Raw genomic sequence first — 19,707 nt, 5'->3', positions numbered from 1 at the left:
CAGTCGATTAAATTTAGACCATGCCCTAGTAGTCATTTATTATCTTTTAGTGATAGACTGAAAATAATAAACAAAAGACAGCCCTTGAACCGGTTGTCTTTTCTTATTTTAGCATTGCTTGGAGAGATTGTATCAATAGCAATCTTACAACATCTTGTGTCACTTAGAGCGTAAGAAGAAAACAGTATGGCAAACATCGACAACGGAATGACGAACCACTCGCATCAATCATGGCTAGGCACCATTCAAATCATCACGGCTGCTATTTGTTGGGGTACGTTGGGTATATTCTCGACCTATCTCAACCAAATTGGATTTAGTGGGTGGCAAGTAACCATATTACGCATTATCACAGCGGCCTTTATCATTTTAGCCATGCTACCAACACTGTGGCCACACCTTATCAAATTACAGCCAAAACAGTGGCTTGGACTGGCGATGCAGTCGTTGATAGGTGTCCTTGGCATGTCGGTCTGCTATTTTTTTGCGGTCAGTTATGTCGGTGCTGGCCCTGCCGTTGCATTGCTCTATACCGCGCCTGTATTTAGCTTATTGTTCTCGAAGTTCTTACTGAGCGAGTCCATCACTCGGAAATCAGTGTTGCTAGCACTAATGGCAGTATTTGGTGTTGGATTGACGATGTTAGGCGAGCAAGCGAAAGTTAACTGGGGGATTTTACTCGGTCTATCAGCAGGAATGTGTTATTCGTTATATGGCGTATTGGGCAAGCGCGCAATGCATTACGCTCACCCTGCCCCTTTGGTGTTTTTCACTTCCATTATCATTAGTGCTGGCGTACTACTGCTCTTGCCTGAGACCTATAACACTTATAATCAGCTATTAGATCTCCCCTTAATGACTTGGGGCTATGTTTTGGGATTATCACTGCTGGGAACCGTCGTGCCATTTGGGCTATATATGAAGGCATTGGAGAAGCTGCCCGCCACTCGTGCATCGGTATTTACGATTTTTGAACCGTTGACTGCGATTGCACTTGCCATGCTATTATTGCATCAATCTTTGTCTTGGATTCAATATCTGGGTGTGGCGCTCATTTTGCTGGCGGCTTTGTTGAATGCTGTGTTGAACGGTACCGCCACTCGCGTACCTCGCTGGTTAAAGCAACGACAAAAAATATAGTTTACTGTCTATTCATTTGAAATACGTCCTATTTATTGCGATAAAAAAAGCCCCAACCATGGCATCATGATTGGAGCTTCTTTTTTTATTACTTACGCAAAAACAAACGTTTTTACTGCTCAATACGTTGCAAAAATGCCTGCGTACGCGGATGCTTTGAGTCTTCAAACAGCTGCTTGGCACTGCCTTCTTCAACCACATGACCATCCTCAATCAGTACAACATGATCGGCAACATCGCGGGCAAAGTTGATTTCGTGAGTCACTACGACCATCGTCCAACCTTCAGAGGCGAGCTGCTTCATTGTCTCAAGCACATCCTGTACCAACTCTGGGTCAAGTGCAGAGGTTGGCTCATCAAACAGTAAGAGCGATGGCTCAATAGCAAGCGCACGGGCAATACCAATACGCTGCTGCTGACCACCAGATAGCTGGAACGGATAGAGATCCGCTTTATCCGACAGTCCAACTTTCTCAAGTAGTACCAATGCCTGCTCACGGGCTTGCGCTTTGCTCTGCCCTTGTACGACCGTAGGCCCAAGCATCAAGTTTTCAATGGCTGTCTTATGTGGAAACAAGTTATAAGACTGAAACACCATGCCTGATTTACGCTGTAAAGCTAGTAGCGTTTTTTTACTTGGCTTAGTCGCAAAGTCGACGCTCAAGCTATCATCATCAAAAGCAATCACACCTTGATCAGGAATCTCTAGCGCATTTAAACAACGCAAAAAGGTGGTTTTACCCGATCCTGAAGGTCCTAATATTACGACCACTTTACCTTTATTAATGGTCAAGTCGATGCCTTTTAGCACCTGATTGCCACCGAAGGCTTTATGAATATTAGTGACTTTGATCATAAAAATTCCTGTTGTGCTAGGGCGTGTTTATTGAGCCATAACTTATTTTACTACGTAGCTTATTTTGCCACATATCGATCAAGGCGCGTTTCAAGCTTGCCTTGGATGAAGGTCAAGAACAGACAGATACCCCAGTAGATAATTGCCGCTTCTGTATAGACCAGCATAAACTCATAGTTACGAGCTGTGATAATCTGCGCTTGTTTGAATAGCTCAGTGACCAGTACCAGTGAGGCAAGTGAGGTATCTTTTACCAGACTGATAAAGGTATTGGACAACGGCGGCACCGATACTCTAAGCGCCTGCGGTAAAATCACATGACGAAAAGTCTGTAGATACGTCAAACCAACCGTCGAGCCTGCTTCCCACTGCCCTTTTGGTATTGACAAAATCGAAGCACGCACTGTCTCCGATGCATAAGCACCGATGTTCAATGAGAATGCGATAATCGCTGAGGGAAAGGGATCAAGCTTCACCCCGACACTTGGCAGACCATAGAAAATAATAAACAGCTGAACCAGCATCGGTGTACCGCGAATGGCGGACACATAGACACGAGCGAGCCGATAAATGATTTCATGGAACCAAGTGGCACGCGGAATGATACGAATCAATGCCACTGTCAGTGCAATGGCCATACCAATCGCAAATGAGATCAATGCCAGCGGTATCGAATAATAGATACCGCCTTTGAGCATTGGCCAAAACGACGAGATGACAATCTGCGCTCGATCAGGACTCATAAATGGCAATACTGCCAATAAGTCCGCGAACCATGATGTAGACATTACAGAAGCTGACATGATAGAAACTGACATTATTTTTGTTGACTTATATCAGCACCAAAGAACTGTTCGCTAAGCTTGGTGAGTGTGCCTTCAGCAGCCAACTCAGCCATTGCTTCATCTAATTTAGCTACAACTTCATCATCACCTTTGATAAGCACTAGGCCTGAACCTGTTTGTTCACTTGCAGGGGCAGTTAGCTTAATCTCAAGATTAGAATCTGGAAATTTTTTGAGATAATCCAATACCGCTAGATTGTCATTCATCGTAAAGTCAGCACGGTCTTGCTTCACTAATTGAATCGCTTGCGCCATACCATCGACAGGAACGATCTCTGCGCCATAACGCTCTGCAAGCTCACCGTAGTTACTGCTAAGTGATTGCGCCGTACGTAGACCTTTTAGACCTTCCCACGAGCTATAACGGTTGTCATCAGTAGGTGCCAATACAACCGCACCTGACCAGCTATAAGCCATCGCTTTGTCATACTTTGCTTTACGCTCAGGCGTGGTCAAACTGACTTGGTTAGCCACCATATCAAAGCGTTTTGAATCCAAACCTGCCAGCATCGCATCCCATTGAGTTTCTTTAAACTCAACGTCTACGCCTAGTTTATCCGCTACTGCACGCGTTACTTCAACGTCGTAACCCGTTAGTTTACCACTCTCATCATGGTACGTGAACGGAGGATAAGTACCCTCTGTACCGACGTTGATGGTGCCGCCGTTGTTGATACGTTGTAGCAAATCAGAACCGCCTGTTGCAGCGCTGTCAGTTGCACTGGTATCGGCTTCGTTGGTAGTAGATTGACCACAAGCGGCAAGGAGCATAGTGCTGGCGGCAAGGGCTAAAAGAGTACGACGTTTCATAAGACGTCCTTATAAGAGTGAATGAATAAAGTAAAAACACATAATGCTAATAAAGTATACGGTGCTAATAAATAGGACAAGCCGATACAGAAGAACAATATAAGCTCTTCTATGATATTCGGCTTTGGTTGCCCGATTTGAGGCTATTTGGGCTATTTTTCAATACTGTTTCTATATTATATTTTAATTTTTAACGATTGTTCAAATATTCTGGCGAGTTTAATTAACACCAATTGCTATCTTATTAAATAGCAGCTTATGGATATAGTATCTCACTTTAGACAGAAAAACGTACACAATCAGTGAGCATACGTAAGCTATAGTCAGTTCAATATAATTTCGATACAAGGAAACCGAGTGCAAGTTATACATTAGTATGCTTAGCGAGGATAACGATGTAGCGGATTTATATAGGCTTGACTATATCTGCTACAATTCGCCTGAGAACTGATAGCGATCACCCGCATGCCACATTTTTACAAAGGTAACGACTTGGCCAGCCGAATAGGTCTGCCGGCGCAACACAAGCGTTGGTGACTGCGGCGCAATTTGTAAAAATTCAGCTATTTCATCAGGGGCTGCCAATGCTCGGATGGTATAGCTACCACTCTCTAGAGGACTTTTGGCAATTAAGTAATCACTGGTATTGACCACACTAAAGTCCTGATCGATAAACTTCGGCACTTTTTTGGCATCGACCCAGCGTTCTTCAAACTGTATGGGCTGACCATCGGCAAAGTGAATGATTTTTACTTCATACAGGAGAGCTTCATCACTAGCATCTGTCTGAGCGCTTGTGTTAACAGGCACAGACTCTTCATCAATCACAGCCCCTTCACTAATACCAAACTTACGACACAATTCATTATCGAGCATATCAGCCGTAATAGCACGCTTACTCACGACCTGTGCCTCATAATCACGATTGGCAGACTTTAAATCCTCAGCGATGTTGCGTACCTCAACAAAGGTATGATTGAACTGTTGCTGCGCGACAAACGTGCCCGACCCTTGCCGACGCTCTAACACCCGCTCCTCGCTCAGCTCTTTTAGCGCACGGTTGACCGTCATTCTTGACACGCCAAACTCTTCAGCCAGTGCCATTTCTGTCGAAATTGCGTTGCCCGCTTGCCACTTACCAGAATGGATGTTGTCTAGTATGGCGTTTTTTATGCGTTGATACGCCGGAATCGTCTTTGTCATATCCGCCTTTGACCGTCAGTTTTGCTAATAGGAATGACCACATAATATCACGAGACCACCGTGCAAGCCTTAGTCAAAATGTCTGAGCGTTCAGTGTTGACTAGGGCGTTTTTCAACTCACTCGGTGTTATCTAAATCGACTGAGTAAATAGCAAAAATAATCAGCTCATGAAAAAAAACCTTGCATGAAAAAAGTATCTTTGATAATTTGTATATACAAATATACAGCAGTGCTAGAAAATTTGCTTTATCGATTCGATATTTTTATGAATTTAGATGAATACTTAGTCAATGAATATCTAGGCTGACTGTAAGACACTTACTTTGATGACTTTATCGCCCTATTCGCTATCACAAGGATATGATCATGACTACTGACAATGGAACCAACAAAGAGACTAAGCTGACTCGCCGTGATGAGAGCCGTAATATTGCTGCGCCTACTGGTAGCACGCTACATTGCAAAAGCTGGCTGACCGAAGCACCTTATCGTATGCTGCAAAACAACCTGCATCCTGATGTGGCAGAAAACCCAAAAAGCCTGGTCGTCTACGGTGGTATCGGACGCGCAGCCCGTAACTGGGAAAGCTATGATCAAATCTTAGAATCACTAAAAGAATTAGAAGATGATGAGACGTTGCTAGTACAGTCTGGTAAACCAGTCGGCGTGTTTCAAACACACGAAAACGCACCGCGTGTCTTGATTGCTAACTCCAACCTTGTACCGCGCTGGGCAACGTGGGAGCACTTCAACGAGCTCGATCGCAAAGACCTATTTATGTATGGTCAAATGACTGCAGGTAGCTGGATTTATATCGGCACGCAAGGCATCGTTCAAGGTACGTATGAGACTTTTGTGGAGGCGGGTCGTCAGCATTATGACGGTAGCTGGGCGGGTCGTTGGATTTTGACCGCTGGTCTAGGCGGTATGGGCGGCGCACAGCCATTAGCTGCTACCTTTGCAGGTGCGACTTCGTTAAACATCGAGTGTCAGCAGTCTAGCATCGATTTCCGTTTGCGCACGGGTTATGTCGATAAGCAAGCGGACAATCTTGACCACGCTTATGAGCTAATCAAACAACATACTGACGCTGGCGAAGCTGTCTCTATCGCCCTACTTGGTAATGCCGCAGATATCTTGCCTGAGATGGTCAAGCGCGCTAACGCTGGTGGCATGAAGCCTGATTTGGTCACTGATCAGACCTCAGCGCATGATTTGATTAATGGCTATCTACCAAGCGGTTGGACAGTAGAGGAATGGAAAGCCGCCCAAGAAGATCCAGAGCAACATGCAGCATTGACCAAAGCCGCTGCTCAGTCTTGTGCCGTACACGTCCAAGCGATTTTAGACTTGCAAGCGATGGACATTCCAGCGACTGATTACGGTAATAACATCCGTCAGGTCGCTTTTGATGAAGGTGTCAAAGATGCCTTTAATTTCCCAGGTTTTGTCCCTGCGTATATTCGTCCGCTATTTTGCCAAGGTAAAGGTCCATTCCGCTGGGTAGCGTTATCAGGCGATCCAGAAGATATCTATAAGACTGATCAAAAAATTAAAGAGCTATTCCCTGAAAATAAACATATCCATCGCTGGTTAGATATGGCAAAGGAACGTATTCAATTCCAAGGTTTGCCTGCTCGTATCTGTTGGTTAGGTCTTGGTGAACGTGACAAAGCAGGTTTGGCATTTAATGAAATGGTCAAGAATGGTGAGCTAAAAGGCCCAATCGTCATTGGTCGTGACCATTTGGATACGGGCTCTGTCGCCAGTCCAAACCGCGAAACAGAGAGCATGAAAGATGGTTCAGACGCAGTATCTGATTGGGCACTATTGAACGGTATGCTCAATGTCGCTGGTGGCGCAACTTGGGTATCACTGCATCATGGCGGCGGTGTCGGCATGGGCTACTCGCAGCACTCAGGCATGGTCATCGTCGCGGATGGTACTGACGCCGCAGCCAAAAGATTGTCACGCGTGCTTGTCAATGATTGCGGCTCAGGCGTCATGCGTCATGCAGATGCAGGTTATGAGTTGGCGATTAAAACAGCGAAAGACTATGGTCTAAATTTGCCAATGATTAAATAGTTTGTCCCTTGTTCTTATACGCTGTAGCTGGGTATAAGGACATAATCGGCGTCTTATCAAGGAGGATAATATGATTGAGCAAAATACGACATCTAGTCTGAACGATGAAAATACAACGACATCATCGAAAAAACTACTATCAACCCCTATTGCTTTAATACAGCTTATCGTATTCAGTGCGATCGGTTTGGTGATGTTTTTTGTGCCGTTTACCATTGGCGAGAAAAGCACGATTTTGTTCGATCATGGCGCAACCTATCTAGTCACTCAACAGCATACCTTGTCCGTGACGCTATTATTTTTACTCATGCTCTATGGCGTGAGTAAGCCATTTATCGATGGCTCATGGCGCAAAAATATCACCCATATGATTATGACTGGTTTCAAGGTCATTGGTCTGATGTTGGCAGTGATGTATGTGGCTGACATAGCGCCTACCTTTATGATGGAAAAGGACATGCTGCCGTTTCTGTTTGAAAAACTGGCCTTACCAGTCGGCATGATTGTACCGCTTGGGGCACTAATATTGGCCTTCTTGGTTGGCTTTGGCTTATTAGAAATGGTTGGTGTGCTCATGCAGCCAATCATGAAACCTATTTGGAAGACCCCAGGTTCATCAGCGATTGATGCCGTGGCCTCCTTTGTCGGTAGCTACTCTATTGGATTGCTCATCACCAATCGTGTGTACTTGCAAAAGCAATATTCAGCGCGTGAAGCCATTATCATTGCGACTGGGTTTTCGACTGTATCAGCGGCGTTTATGGTGATTGTTGCCAAAACGCTTGGCCTGATGGAGTTCTGGAATGTGTTCTTTTGGTCTACGCTAGTGATTACTTTTATTGTTACTGCAATTACTGCTCGTATTCCGCCTATCAGTCTCTTTGACGATCATGTCGAACGCCCCGCTTTAAACCATAAACGTGGTACACGGTTGGCTGCAGCATTTGATTTGGGTTTATCCACTTCCCGCCGTGCAACTGACCTCAAACAAATATTATGGTCTAACTTCCGCGACGGTCTAACGATGGCAGCCGCCATTGTGCCGTCCATCATTGCAGTCGGTTTAACAGGATTACTATTAGCAAAATATACGCCGGTGTTCGATGCCCTAGGCTTACTTCTTTATCCCTTTACATGGCTTGGCGGCCTACCAGAACCACTTGTCGCTGCCAAAGGCATGTCAGCGGGATTGGCTGAGATGTTCCTGCCAGCATTACTACTAAGTGAGGCAGATATTCTGACACGCTATGTCGCAGGGGTCATCTCCATTAGCAGTGTGCTGTTCTTCTCAGCCATGATTCCATGCGTGCTTGCGACCGAGATTCCTATCTCCGTTGGTAAGATGGTCATTATTTGGTTCGAGCGTGTGGTACTTAGTATTTTATTGGCTGCAGCATTCGGGCATCTGGCTATGTACCTCAATTGGATTGGCTAAAAAGCTCAAACTCAATAATAGATATTTTGCTGATTAAAAACCTTTCAACAACTTCATTTTAATAAAGATACGCATTAAAAATAATATAACCCATATAGTCGATGCAATTTAAAAGTAGTACAAGGCAACCGAGTGTAGATGTATATGTACTACTTCAAGTGAGGTTAACGCTATAATACCTTTATAGTGGAATGACTATATGACTTACAATACTAGGATTACCCCTATGAACAATATCAAACAACTAACCCTACATCCTCGCCAGCTTAGCTTTGAGATGCTACGTGATATCTACGAGCAGCCTGTCATATTGACACTACCTGAGAGCGCTTATGAGGCGATAGATGCCTCGCACGAAGATGTACGTACCATCATTGCGCGAGACAAAAGCGCTTATGGTATCAACACTGGTTTTGGCCTACTTGCTAAGACACGTATCAGTGATGATCAGCTTGAGCTACTTCAGCGTAACCTGATCGTTTCTCACTCAGTGGGCACGGGTGAAGCTCTCCCTGCAGGCGTGGTACGACTGATTATGGTGATGAAAATTGCCAGTCTGGCGCAAGGCGTCTCTGGTGTACGCCGCGAGGTAGTTGATAGTTTACTTGCCTTAATCAATAATCAAATCACACCCAATATCCCAGCCAAAGGTTCAGTTGGCGCATCTGGTGACTTAGCGCCATTATCACATATGACGCTTGCGATGATGGGTGAAGGTGATGTGTTTGTCGCTGGTAAAAAAGTGCCTGCAGCAAACGCGCTAGCCCAGCATGGACTTGAGCCAATTACTCTTGCAGCCAAAGAAGGCCTTGCACTGATCAACGGTACGCAAGTATCAACCGCATTGGCATTACGTGGTTATTTCTTGGCGCGTGATTTGCTTGAGACTGCGACCATTGTCGGCTCACTATCAATTGATGCGGCAAAAGGCTCGGACTCACCATTTGATGCCCGTATTCACGAAGTACGCGGTCATCATGGTCAAATTGAAATCGCCAAAGCACACCGTCAACTGATCAAAGGCAGTGCTATCCGTGCTTCGCACGATGGCGAACAAGATGATCGAGTTCAAGACCCATATTGCTTACGTTGCCAGCCACAGGTCATGGGTGCTTGTCTTGATATCATCAACCAAGCAGGGAAAACGCTGCTCATCGAATCTAATGCGGTAACAGACAATCCGCTTATCTTTAATAATGAAGATGGTCCGGTCGCCATATCAGGTGGTAACTTCCATGCTGAGCCAGTCGCTTTTGCCGCGGATATTTTAGCATTGGCTATCGCTGAGATTGGCTCGATGTCTGAGCGCCGTGTCGCTTTGCTGATCGATGCAACTTTGTCAGGTGGTCTGCCACCATTCCTAGTCGATAACGCTGGGGTAAACTCAGGCTTTATGATTGCTCATGTAACCGCCGCAGCACTGGCGTCAGAAAACAAATCTATCGCCCATCCTGGTAGCGTCGATAGCATCCCGACTTCTGCCAACCAAGAAGATCACGTCTCAATGGCTACCTATTGCGCACGCCGCCTATATGAGATGGCGCAAAACACTGCGACTATCATAGGTATTGAGCTACTGGCTGCTGGTCAAGGTATTGATTTTCATCGAGGACTCGAGACATCAGAGCCGTTGACTGTGGCACATCAAAAACTACGTGAGAAAGTGACGTTCTATGATAAAGATCGCTACCTCGCCCCTGATATCGAAGCGGCCAAGCAGTTAGTACTAGACGGCACACTTGCTCAGCACTGGCAAGAACTACGTCACAACTGGTACGAGTCTAAATAAGCATTGGCTGGTAAAAGGAGAGCCATGATGGCAGTCACAAACATGACCACACCCATTAGCCATACACCCGCTGATATGACTCAGTGGACAGGACGCGCAGAGCCGTTTGAGACTACGCGTGCCCGCTATTGGTATCAGCTTGCTCAGCCTTATGAGGCTCAACATATTGGGCTAATTGGCTTTGCCTGTGATCAAGGCGTCAGACGCAATCAAGGCCGCGTGGGTGCTAGAGCTGCACCGTCATTGATTCGTCGAGCTTTTGCTACGCTGCCAGTCATCGCTGATTTGCAACAACGCTTTGATAGTCAATTATCAACCTTATTAGGTGATGCTGGCGACATTCATTGTGATGATAATGATGGCTTTGCCGACAATATTCTTGAGCAAGCTCAGATCAAATATGCCGATGCAGTGAGCACTATCGTCAAGCAAGGTGGATTACCCATCGGGCTTGGCGGTGGTCATGCCATTGCTTATGGTAGCTTTTTGGGATTATGGCAGGCCTTAGAAAAGGCAAACGATATAACTATCAGCACAAACACAGCGCCTACTATCGGGATTATTAATTTCGATGCCCATCTTGATATTCGTCAGTCTGATGTAGCAACCTCTGGTACACCGTTTCGCCAGATTGCCGAGCATCTTGACGCACACGATCAGCCCTTTCATTATTGCTGTATTGGCGTCAGTCGCTTTTCTAATACCGCCGCGCTCTTTGATCGCGCTGAGCAACTGGGCGTACAGGTTATTAGTGATGAAGACTGTCATTATCAACCTTGGGACACCATTGCCGAGCAGGTCAAAAGCTTCATAGATCAGGTTGATATTATTTATCTCACTATTGATATGGATTGTCTCCCCTCTAGTGTCGTTCCGGGTGTCAGTGCGCCTGCTGCTTTTGGTATTGAGCTTGGTTTTGTTGAGCGTATGGTCAAGCTGATTGTGTCGTCAGGCAAAGTAAAAATGGCAGATATTGCTGAGATCAACCCGACCTTTGATGTGGATAGTCGTAGCTGCAAAGTCGCTGCTCGACTGCTGGCAACGATTGTAGAACAGCACTTACTTGTCAGCTAGCTCTTACAAAAAAAGGTCTTAACAGGTTACTCGCCTCCCAATTATTAGGAGCATACTATGAATGAATCAGAAAATTTTAAAGAGCAGACGCTCGACAAATCTACTATGACATCGTTTGATCAACTCATTATCAATGCCAATATTGCGACGTTTTCAGCGCACTATGGTTTTAATAATGATAAGAATGAAGACGCTCGTAGTATCCCATATGGTCAGTTAGAGAACGCGGCTATCGGTATTAAAGACGGCAAGATTGCATGGATTGGGGCACAAGAGCAAATCACGACGCATCTGCCACATTATCAAGACAAGCAGGTTACAGACGCCGATGGCAAATGGATAACTCCAGGGCTTATCGACTGTCATACGCATATTGTCTATGGCGGCAACCGCAGCAATGAGTTCGAAGCGCGATTGCAGGGCGTTAGTTATCAAGATATTGCTGCACAAGGCGGCGGTATTGTCGCGACGGTCAGTGCTACCCGCGCCGCCAGTATTGAATCGCTATTTGCCCAAAGTGAAAAACGCTTAATCGCACTTATGAAAGAAGGTGTCACCAGTATCGAAATCAAGTCAGGTTATGGCTTGGACTTGGACACTGAACGCAAAATGCTCACGGTCGCTCGTCAACTGGGAAACAAATACGACATCCATGTAAGTACCACTTACCTAGCAGCGCATGCCCTACCCACTGAGTACAAAGACCATGCGGACGACTATATTGAGCAAGTTTGCGAATGGCTACCTATTCTACACTCAGAAGGTTTAGTCGATGCGGTCGACGGTTTCTGTGAAAACATCGCCTTTAGCACAGAGCAAATCAGACGAGTCTTTGAAGTGGCTCGCTCATTAAATCTACCAGTCAAACTGCACTCTGAGCAGCTGTCTGATATAGGTGGTAGTGCCTTAGTTGCTGAATATAAAGGGCTATCGAGCGACCATCTAGAGCACTTATCAGAAGAAGACATCAAAAAAATGGCGGCTAGCAATACCGTTGCCGTGATATTGCCAGGGGCGTTTTATACGCTACGTGACACCAAGTTGCCACCGATTGAAGCTTTACGTAAACATCACGTTCCTATGGCTATTTCAACCGATTGTAACCCTGGCACCTCACCGTTGACGTCGCTGTTGTTGGCGATGAATATGGGTTGTACGCTATTTTACCTCACGCCTGAAGAAGTATTGGCAGGCTCAACCGTTTATGCGGCACAAGCGTTAGGGCTGTCCAACAAAGGAAAAGTGGAAGTGGGCTGTGATGCTGATTTAGCGCTATGGGATATCGCTCGTCCTGCTGACTTGGCCTATCAGATGGGACTAAATCCTACCCAAGGCATTATGGTTCAAGGACAATGGCGCGAGACACTGTAATCAACCTACCTTTGTTTATCTCAATTAAAAAAGCCCCAATCATTCAGTGACTGGGGCTTTGCTATTTGTCCGTATGAACCAACCGCTAAGGCTTGTTTACCACTTATAAGTAAGACTAGTTCAAAATACCAAAAGCAACCAACGCATCAGCCACACGTTTGAAACCAACCATATTGGCACCAGCCATATAGTCGACATAACCATTGTCAGTTTGACCATATTGTTCTGAAGCATTCGCAGCACTGTCGTGGATATCTTTCATAATACCTTTTAGACGCTCATCGACTTGCTTAAAGGTTTGATATTGACGGACAGAGTTTTGCGACATTTCAAGCGCAGATACTGCTACCCCGCCCGCATTAGCAGCTTTACCAGGTGCATAATGAACACGGTGCAAACGGATACAATCAATTGCTTCCGCAGTGAGCGGCATATTAGCGCCTTCCACCACATACTTCACGCCATTTTCGACCAATAATTTGGCATCAGCTTCATTGACTTCATTTTGAGTAGCGCATGGGATCGCAATATCAGCTTCAAACTGCCACGGTTTCTGTTTGGCAAGCCACTCGCCACCATAAACATCAACATACTCTGCTAAAGGCTTGTTTTGCTGCTTTTGTTTTTTGAGCCAATCAATTTTTTCTTGATTGAGGCCATTTTCATCATGCAACGTCCCTTGTGAATCAGAGACAGTTATTGCCATACCACCTAGCGCATTCACTTTTTCGGCAGCATGTAATGAGACATTACCTGCTCCTGATATCAGCACCTTTTTGCCTTGAAGCTTATCGTTCTGAGCGATGAGCATATTTTCTAAGAAGTAGACTGCACCGTAGCCAGTCGCCTCTGTACGCATCAAGCTGCCACCAAAGCCCACGCCTTTGCCAGTGATAACCCCTGTTGATTCACGCGTTAAATTCTTATACATCGCAAACATATAGCTAACTTCTCGACCACCGACGCCGATGTCACCAGCAGGCACATCCATGTCTTTGCTCACGTAATGATGTAGCTCACGCATAAAAGCATAGCAAAAACGACGTATCTCGCTGTCTGTTTTACCTTTAGGATCAAAATCTGACCCACCTTTACCGCCACCAATAGGCAAGCCAGTTAAGGCATTTTTAAAGATTTGCTCAAAGCCTAAGAACTTCAATACGGATTGATTGACGGTAGGATGGAATCTAAGACCGCCTTTGTAAGGGCCTAGAGCATTGCAAAACTGCACACGCCAACCACGATTGACTTGTACCACGCCTTGATCATCTTCCCAATTGATACGAAAGCCAAATACCCGATCAGGCTCTACCAAACGCTCGAATACCTTTAACGTACTATATTCAGGCTGCGCATCGTATAAAGGTTGAATCGTAATTGCCACCTCTTTTACTGCTTGAATGAATTCGGGCTGATGGGCATAACGTGCTTCGACTTTTTGGATGGCTTCACTGATGCTCATGTATTTCTTCCTTAGGATAAAACTGGTGATAGTAATTATTTACATCGACGCTACAATATATTGAGTAAACAAAAGGATTATAAACGTTGATGTAAAACTGAAATCGCCCCTATACAAGATTATGTATAGAGACTGATAGGATCAAAAAAGCTGACTCAATTTGTATTTTTATAACGCATTTAGAAGTGTCAACATTTATCCCCTCATGACTGTATATCATTTTTGAGACTTATAAGTCTAGTAAATATCTTCATCATAAGAATCTATAAGCGATTTTTATTAACTAAATTCCAGCGGCTCCGTTTGATAGCAATGATGGACATTAATCTATAGTTACAAAGAATATCTCTATTCAAAAAAATACCAAGGATCTTGCTAGGTCTTCAACCGCTCATCGACTAGACATAATAAAAAATCACCATTTTCCTCGAAAAAATAAAGATAAAGGGTAATGATTTGATGACAAAAGGCATAAAAGTCCAAAAAATTTACTTTTAATTGGGCAAATGTATATCAATATTATTAGTAAGGAATTATAATACCTTTCTTTAAACAAGGATATTTTTGACTAACTTCATTAGTTCATAAATAAAAAACCAATCACCAGTACAGAGAAAGCGATATGCGTACAGATTCATTTCAGCAGATATTGGAAGACTTAAACAGTTCATCAGCAGATGTTGAAGCATCTGCGCTAATCTCTAACGATGGTCTTATGATTGCTTCAGCTCTACCAACCGGCGTGGATGAAGATCGTGTGGGTGCTATGTCAGCAGCATTATTATCATTAGGTGACCGTGCAGGCCGCGAGTTGGCACGCGGTAGTATCGATCGTATTATGATTCAAGGCGAGAAAGGCTACGTCATCATGACCTCATCAGGCGATGAAGCCGTACTCACCATCATGGCAAAGCCCAATGCCAAGCTTGGCTTGATATTCCTAGATATTAAGCGCGCTTCAGAAGCGTTGGCAAAGCTCATTTGATTAGCGACTGCTTATCGAATTTATTAGCTTTTAATTACTATAAACATAGTTGATTCAATATAATTTGGATACAAGGAAGCCGAGTGAGAGTACTACAAGTAGTAGACTAAGCAAGGCTGACACCGTGTTCAATTTATAGAGGATTGACGATATAACGATCAACGAAGGAGATGACCATGGGTTCTCCAATCCCTGATGCACACAAACCCGATATGCCTGCTGAGCAAATCACGATGACTTATCATGATGGCACGTCACGGACTGTCTATGATACTGGTATAGAGCGCCCCTACCCAGATGGCAAACTGATTGTCTCGCGTACCAATCTCGACGGTATCATCACTCACGTCAACGACGCCTTTGTCGAAATCAGTGGCTATCATGTAGATGAATTGATTGGCCAACAGCACTATATTTTGCGTCATCCTGATATGCCAAAAGCTGCCTATAAAGACTTATGGAGTACTGCCGAGTCTGGACAAAAATGGCATGGCTATGTCAAAAACTTATGCAAAGACGGCAGTCATTATTGGGTCTATGCCACTGTGGTGCCTAACGTGCGTCGCGGTGAAACCGTCGGCTACACCTCGGTACGACGCAAACCATCACGCAGCAAAATTGAAGCGGCGATGACTCAATATGCCCAAATGAAACAAGATGAGGAAGGCTAACTCATGACGACACACAATATGTTAATCGCCCCTGATTTTTCGCCTGATCGCTTTGCAGGCTGGCACATGTTCAACACCTTGATTCAAAAACGTGCCAACTTAAACATGCATCTCAATATTCCTGCCTCTCACGCTGAGCAAGAGCAGGTCATTAGTGCCGGTGACATTCAAATCATTTATGCCAACCCTTTTGATGCAGCCACTCTCATCCGCGAGCAAGGCTATCGAGCCATTGCCCGACCTATCGGTAAATCTGACGAGATGATCATTGCAGCCGCTGCCAATAGCACTATCAGCCGTTTGGAAGACATTCAAGCAGGGGCTACTGTCGCGATGGCTGACAACCGAGATGTCAAACTGATTGGTTTGCGATTGCTAGAAGTCGTCGATATAGAAGCGTCTGATCTCAACTGGGATGTGACCGAGACCTATCAAGCGGCTGCCCGCAAAGTCATCAAAGGTGAAGCCCAAGTCGCGTTCTTTTTGGCAGAGATTTTTCATAGCTTTTCACGTTTGACCAAAACTCAGCTGTCGGTACTTATCGAAAGTGACTTGGCTGATATCAGTCATGTACTCCTTGTTAAAGAAGACTTTCCCGATGCACAAATCTTCCTAGAAGCCATCCTGAATTTGCACAACGATGCAGATGGTAAAGAGGCCTTGGCTGAGCTTGGCATGCCTCAAGGGTTTGAGCCAATGAGCGAAGAAGATGCCGAATTTATGATTGATTTGATGCAGACATTATTGGATTAGTCGCTCAATCATTATATTGATATCAAGCGCTATTTTGCGAGATGAAGTCATCGTTTGTTTTACAACATCATTATCATTGAAACAAGCACCGTCGTAATAATAGCGATGATAGGAGGGTATTATTATGTCTGATTCAGACCTTATCAAAGAAAATGAAAGAGTCGCGCATCGAGTATTTCGGTTTTACTCTCGTAAAGTATTTTTAGCTCCTAACAACCGTCACTTTCATGAGCAGCGTATCAACGCAGCTTTGCTATTGACGGAGAAAGAACCGCTACAGGGTGCAGTGGCAGACTTTTTTTATGGTTGCTGGTTTGATATCCCATACGATGTAAACAATCTGTTTACTCGTATCAAAGATCGTTTGTATCCTCATGTCCAGCAAGGCTTTCGCGAGTGCATTGATAAAAAAAGATACATCCAGCGCAATAGTATGTTGGCTACACGTTGGAGTGTGCTGATATCTCCTTCTCTCAATGAGCAAAAGCAACGACTGCGTATCAGCAGCGACGATGCCCGAGAAATCGCTAAAGACATCACCACTGAGCTGATGCAAGCGCGTGAGGACGAAGACTGGGGTACGATTGAGCAAATCGAAAACGAGTTTTTTGCCCATTGTACTGCACGCAATGATCGTCTCGCATTTTCGCTAGTATGGTTTCGCTTGGGTAGAAGTGATTGGCAGTTCGATGCACGCTGGGACAACTGCCAACAACATCTCGATCAAACTATAGTCAAATCCATATAAATCCGCTACATCGTTATCCTCGCTAAGCATACTAATGTATAACTTACGCTCGGTTTCCTTGTATCGAAATTATTTGAACTCAACGATATGAAAGCTTAATTTGTCACTTATTAATCACTTTTATCATAATGGTAGTTACTATGTCCTCTTACTTAAATGCTGATAAAACCTATCTTACCCTGACGCCAGCTGGTATTTTTGAGGCGTTTTCACAGAACGAACCAACTGATGAGCAGCTGGCATTACAGGATTTGCTGTCTTATGATCAGACACTGCTCGCTGCTGACTGGCTTCAGCGTTATTCTGAACAATGGCTACAAGGCTTTATCGAACAAGGTTGGATTGAAAAGCTGTCGCTGTTTTTACCAGCGCCTAACTTGCCATTGGACCAGTTTTTGCCTTATGTCGTGGCGAGCTTATCTGGTAAACGCCGTGCCGCGATCGGCTCTGATGAAGGGTTTTGTTTAGCGCGAGTGGGCTATAGTCAAGAAGAAGCAGATATGCTCAGTGTCGCCGCCGCTGATTTTTCAGGATTTATGCTTCGCCAAAAGCAACGTGGATGGGCGGTAGAAAGCCAAGCCATCTCGTTTTTTCAGCAGGTCGACCTACTCATTCCTGAGACCAGCTTTGTGTTTTTATGGATAGATAATGCAGGCTACGTTCTCATCATCGATGGTGAACCTTTGACCAACAGTCGCGCTTTTGTAGAGCTGGTATGGGCACTCAAAACCTCTGGATTGAGATTTCTTAACTAAGGAGGTTTCTTAACTGATTTAACTCGCTTAATTCATTCCGTTGCATTGACTGATTTGATGCCTAATCTCAATCTTTTATGCGAGCATAAGCAGTGCGCTTAGCTCAAATCAAGCGCACCGCTTATTCTCATATAGATCTCTTTCGTACCATCTTTATCTCTATCAGTCTCTGATATTAGTTTACTCTACGCAGTAATAACAATACTCTCAGAATTAACAATAACTTGTCAGAATTTAGGTCATACTCTCCTCAGACGCTTAGGTATTTTCTTGCCACGACTTAAGTTGCCACAAACCTCTAATCATTCAAATATCTATACAGCTTCCAATATTTTAATTATCTTTTCCAACGTTGTACCCTACCGAAATCGGCAACCCCTGCCAAACCTTGCATTCTTGCTTATTTTTTAGGACAGTTTATGACTTCGCTGACCACTGTGCGCGTGCGTTATCAAACGATTGAAATTGGCAATACCGACATTCATATTTGCACACTACGTGACAATCAACAATTTAGCGACCCTGATGACGAAGCGTTAAAACTTGGCATTTGCTCCGCTTCTTGGCCGATGTTTGGGGTGATATGGCCGTCAAGCTTGGTGCTGGCCAATCATATGCTCGATTACGATATTGCAGGCAAACGTATTTTGGAAGTTGGCTGCGGTATGGCGCTCTCTAGTTTGCTACTGAATCATAGACATGCGGACATCACAGCGACTGACTATCATCCAACGGTTGAGTATTTCCTTGATAGAAATACCACGCTGAATAATAATAAAGAGATTAATTTTGAGCGTTTAGATTGGGCAGAAGACAATAGCCATTTGGGTAAATTTGATATGATTATCGGCAGTGACTTGCTATATGAAGACCAACACATTGATATATTGGCTGAGTTCATTGACCGTCATGCTATGCCGACTTGCGAGGTCATCGTGGTCGATCCTGGTCGCGGTCGCAAAAACAAGTTAACCAACAAGATGACTGAGTTTGGCTTTAGTAGTAAGCATGTCAAACCTGAAAATACTACTTATCTAGACTTACCTTTTAAAGGGCATATTCTGACGTTTTCGCGTGATAATAGTAGCCAAACAGAGTAAAAGACAGCCATCAATGCAGCTAAGTGAGCACCGTATCCTGCCACTGCTGCCGAGTGATTTTGTACAGCACATGCTCAGCGAGCCGATGATTAGACTCAAGCATAGGGTGAAAAAAATCCTCCTGTGTATTGGTCATACCAAGGCGCTCCATAACCAATTGTGAGCGCTTATTGATAACGGCAGTAAAGGCAACGACTTCATCTAGTCCTAATGTATCGAATGCAAAATTCAATGAAGCCCTTGCCGCCTCTGTCGCATACCCTAATCCCCAATAATCATTATGCAGGCGCCAAGCAATCTCAACAGCAGGAGAAAACGGCATATCGGCATACGCATGATTTAACCCAACCATACCGATAAAAGTATCTGTCTCTTTTAGACTAACCGCCCAAAAACCCCACCCATTATCATCAATCAGCGACTGGCATTTTTTGGCGATAGTATTACTCATCGAAGTAGTTAATAATTTAGGAAAGTATTCCATTACTTCAGGGTTAGCGTTCATCTCAGCGAATGGCGCAAAGTCGCTCGCTTGCCACTGTCTGAGATACAGTCGTTCGGTTTCTATCGTATTTATAATTTTATTCTCTCGCATTTCGTTGTTCAAAATGAATACTATTCAAAT

Annotated in this window: 18 protein-coding genes; 12 read left to right on the top strand and 6 right to left on the bottom strand. The window is 44.5% G+C overall.

All coding sequences use genetic code 11. From position 1 onward, the window contains the following. Positions 1 to 186: 186 nt before the first annotated feature. A complete protein-coding gene (locus JMX07_RS09270) occupies positions 187 to 1,140 on the top strand; it encodes a DMT family transporter (protein WP_201607592.1) in 954 nt (317 codons plus the stop codon). 112 nt (positions 1,141 to 1,252) lie between these two features. Here the strand turns inward: JMX07_RS09270 and JMX07_RS09265 are convergent, their stop codons facing one another. From JMX07_RS09265 to JMX07_RS09250, 4 genes are all read right to left on the bottom strand, one after another. Beyond that, complete coding sequence (locus JMX07_RS09265) at positions 1,253 to 1,996, bottom strand: amino acid ABC transporter ATP-binding protein (RefSeq protein WP_057761251.1); 744 nt, start codon at positions 1,994 to 1,996, stop codon at positions 1,253 to 1,255. Positions 1,997 to 2,055: 59 nt separating this feature from the next. Beyond that, positions 2,056 to 2,739: an amino acid ABC transporter permease gene (locus JMX07_RS09260; RefSeq protein WP_179797881.1), complete on the bottom strand. Its 684-nt coding sequence runs from the start codon at positions 2,737 to 2,739 to the stop codon at positions 2,056 to 2,058. A gap of 74 nt (positions 2,740 to 2,813) precedes the next feature. Continuing rightward, positions 2,814 to 3,650 (bottom strand): amino acid ABC transporter substrate-binding protein, encoded by an 837-nt coding sequence (locus JMX07_RS09255; RefSeq protein WP_201607589.1) that lies wholly within the window; start codon positions 3,648 to 3,650, stop codon positions 2,814 to 2,816. Positions 3,651 to 4,079: 429 nt separating this feature from the next. After that, the gene (locus tag JMX07_RS09250) at positions 4,080 to 4,853 is read right to left on the bottom strand and encodes a UTRA domain-containing protein (protein WP_201607587.1); all 774 of its coding nucleotides are present in this window, start codon (positions 4,851 to 4,853) and stop codon (positions 4,080 to 4,082) included. Positions 4,854 to 5,220: 367 nt separating this feature from the next. On the opposite strand from JMX07_RS09250, the gene hutU reads away from it, so the two are divergent. The 5 genes from hutU (at position 5,221) to hutI (ending at position 12,608) form a co-directional block, all read left to right on the top strand. Continuing rightward, on the top strand, positions 5,221 to 6,939 hold the full coding sequence (gene hutU / locus JMX07_RS09245; protein WP_227673229.1) for a urocanate hydratase: 1,719 nt from the start codon (positions 5,221 to 5,223) through the stop codon (positions 6,937 to 6,939). A gap of 70 nt (positions 6,940 to 7,009) precedes the next feature. Beyond that, complete coding sequence (locus JMX07_RS09240; protein WP_201607585.1) at positions 7,010 to 8,374, top strand: YjiH family protein; 1,365 nt, start codon at positions 7,010 to 7,012, stop codon at positions 8,372 to 8,374. 226 nt (positions 8,375 to 8,600) lie between these two features. After that, positions 8,601 to 10,163: a histidine ammonia-lyase gene (gene hutH, locus JMX07_RS09235; RefSeq protein WP_201607583.1), complete on the top strand. Its 1,563-nt coding sequence runs from the start codon at positions 8,601 to 8,603 to the stop codon at positions 10,161 to 10,163. 42 nt (positions 10,164 to 10,205) lie between these two features. Further along, positions 10,206 to 11,237, top strand: coding sequence for a formimidoylglutamase (gene hutG, locus JMX07_RS09230; protein ID WP_201607628.1), 1,032 nt, complete (start codon positions 10,206 to 10,208; stop codon positions 11,235 to 11,237). Between the two features lie 57 nt (positions 11,238 to 11,294). Continuing rightward, positions 11,295 to 12,608, top strand: coding sequence for an imidazolonepropionase (gene hutI / locus JMX07_RS09225; protein ID WP_201607581.1), 1,314 nt, complete (start codon positions 11,295 to 11,297; stop codon positions 12,606 to 12,608). 115 nt (positions 12,609 to 12,723) lie between these two features. On the opposite strand, the gene gdhA is transcribed toward hutI, so the two are convergent. Next, a complete protein-coding gene (gene gdhA, locus JMX07_RS09220) occupies positions 12,724 to 14,070 on the bottom strand; it encodes an NADP-specific glutamate dehydrogenase (protein ID WP_201607579.1) in 1,347 nt (448 codons plus the stop codon). A gap of 622 nt (positions 14,071 to 14,692) precedes the next feature. Here gdhA and JMX07_RS09215 point away from each other — a divergent pair. The 6 genes from JMX07_RS09215 (at position 14,693) to JMX07_RS09190 (ending at position 19,082) form a co-directional block, all read left to right on the top strand. Further along, complete coding sequence (locus tag JMX07_RS09215) at positions 14,693 to 15,055, top strand: roadblock/LC7 domain-containing protein (RefSeq protein WP_010201036.1); 363 nt, start codon at positions 14,693 to 14,695, stop codon at positions 15,053 to 15,055. A gap of 176 nt (positions 15,056 to 15,231) precedes the next feature. Continuing rightward, positions 15,232 to 15,726 carry a PAS domain-containing protein gene (locus JMX07_RS09210; protein WP_101205202.1) on the top strand — a complete coding sequence of 165 codons (495 nt, stop codon included), beginning with the start codon at positions 15,232 to 15,234 and terminating at the stop codon, positions 15,724 to 15,726. Between the two features lie 3 nt (positions 15,727 to 15,729). After that, the gene (locus tag JMX07_RS09205) at positions 15,730 to 16,479 is read left to right on the top strand and encodes a PhnD/SsuA/transferrin family substrate-binding protein (protein WP_201607577.1); all 750 of its coding nucleotides are present in this window, start codon (positions 15,730 to 15,732) and stop codon (positions 16,477 to 16,479) included. Positions 16,480 to 16,603: 124 nt separating this feature from the next. Then, positions 16,604 to 17,227, top strand: coding sequence for a hypothetical protein (locus tag JMX07_RS09200; protein ID WP_165598499.1), 624 nt, complete (start codon positions 16,604 to 16,606; stop codon positions 17,225 to 17,227). 140 nt (positions 17,228 to 17,367) lie between these two features. Further along, on the top strand, positions 17,368 to 17,982 hold the full coding sequence (locus tag JMX07_RS09195) for a hypothetical protein (RefSeq protein ID WP_102090409.1): 615 nt from the start codon (positions 17,368 to 17,370) through the stop codon (positions 17,980 to 17,982). Positions 17,983 to 18,401: 419 nt separating this feature from the next. Beyond that, the gene (locus tag JMX07_RS09190) at positions 18,402 to 19,082 is read left to right on the top strand and encodes a class I SAM-dependent methyltransferase (protein WP_201607575.1); all 681 of its coding nucleotides are present in this window, start codon (positions 18,402 to 18,404) and stop codon (positions 19,080 to 19,082) included. 19 nt (positions 19,083 to 19,101) lie between these two features. On the opposite strand, the gene JMX07_RS09185 is transcribed toward JMX07_RS09190, so the two are convergent. Continuing rightward, a complete protein-coding gene (locus JMX07_RS09185; RefSeq protein WP_201607627.1) occupies positions 19,102 to 19,677 on the bottom strand; it encodes a GNAT family N-acetyltransferase in 576 nt (191 codons plus the stop codon). Between the last annotated feature and the right edge of the window lie 30 nt (positions 19,678 to 19,707).

Source organism: Psychrobacter immobilis (genome assembly GCF_904846235.1).
In the GTDB taxonomy this organism is placed as follows: Bacteria; Pseudomonadota; Gammaproteobacteria; order Pseudomonadales; family Moraxellaceae; genus Psychrobacter; species Psychrobacter immobilis_C.
The sequence above is the reverse complement of the archived record's forward strand: the minus strand, read 5'-3'. Positions and strand labels throughout refer to the sequence as shown.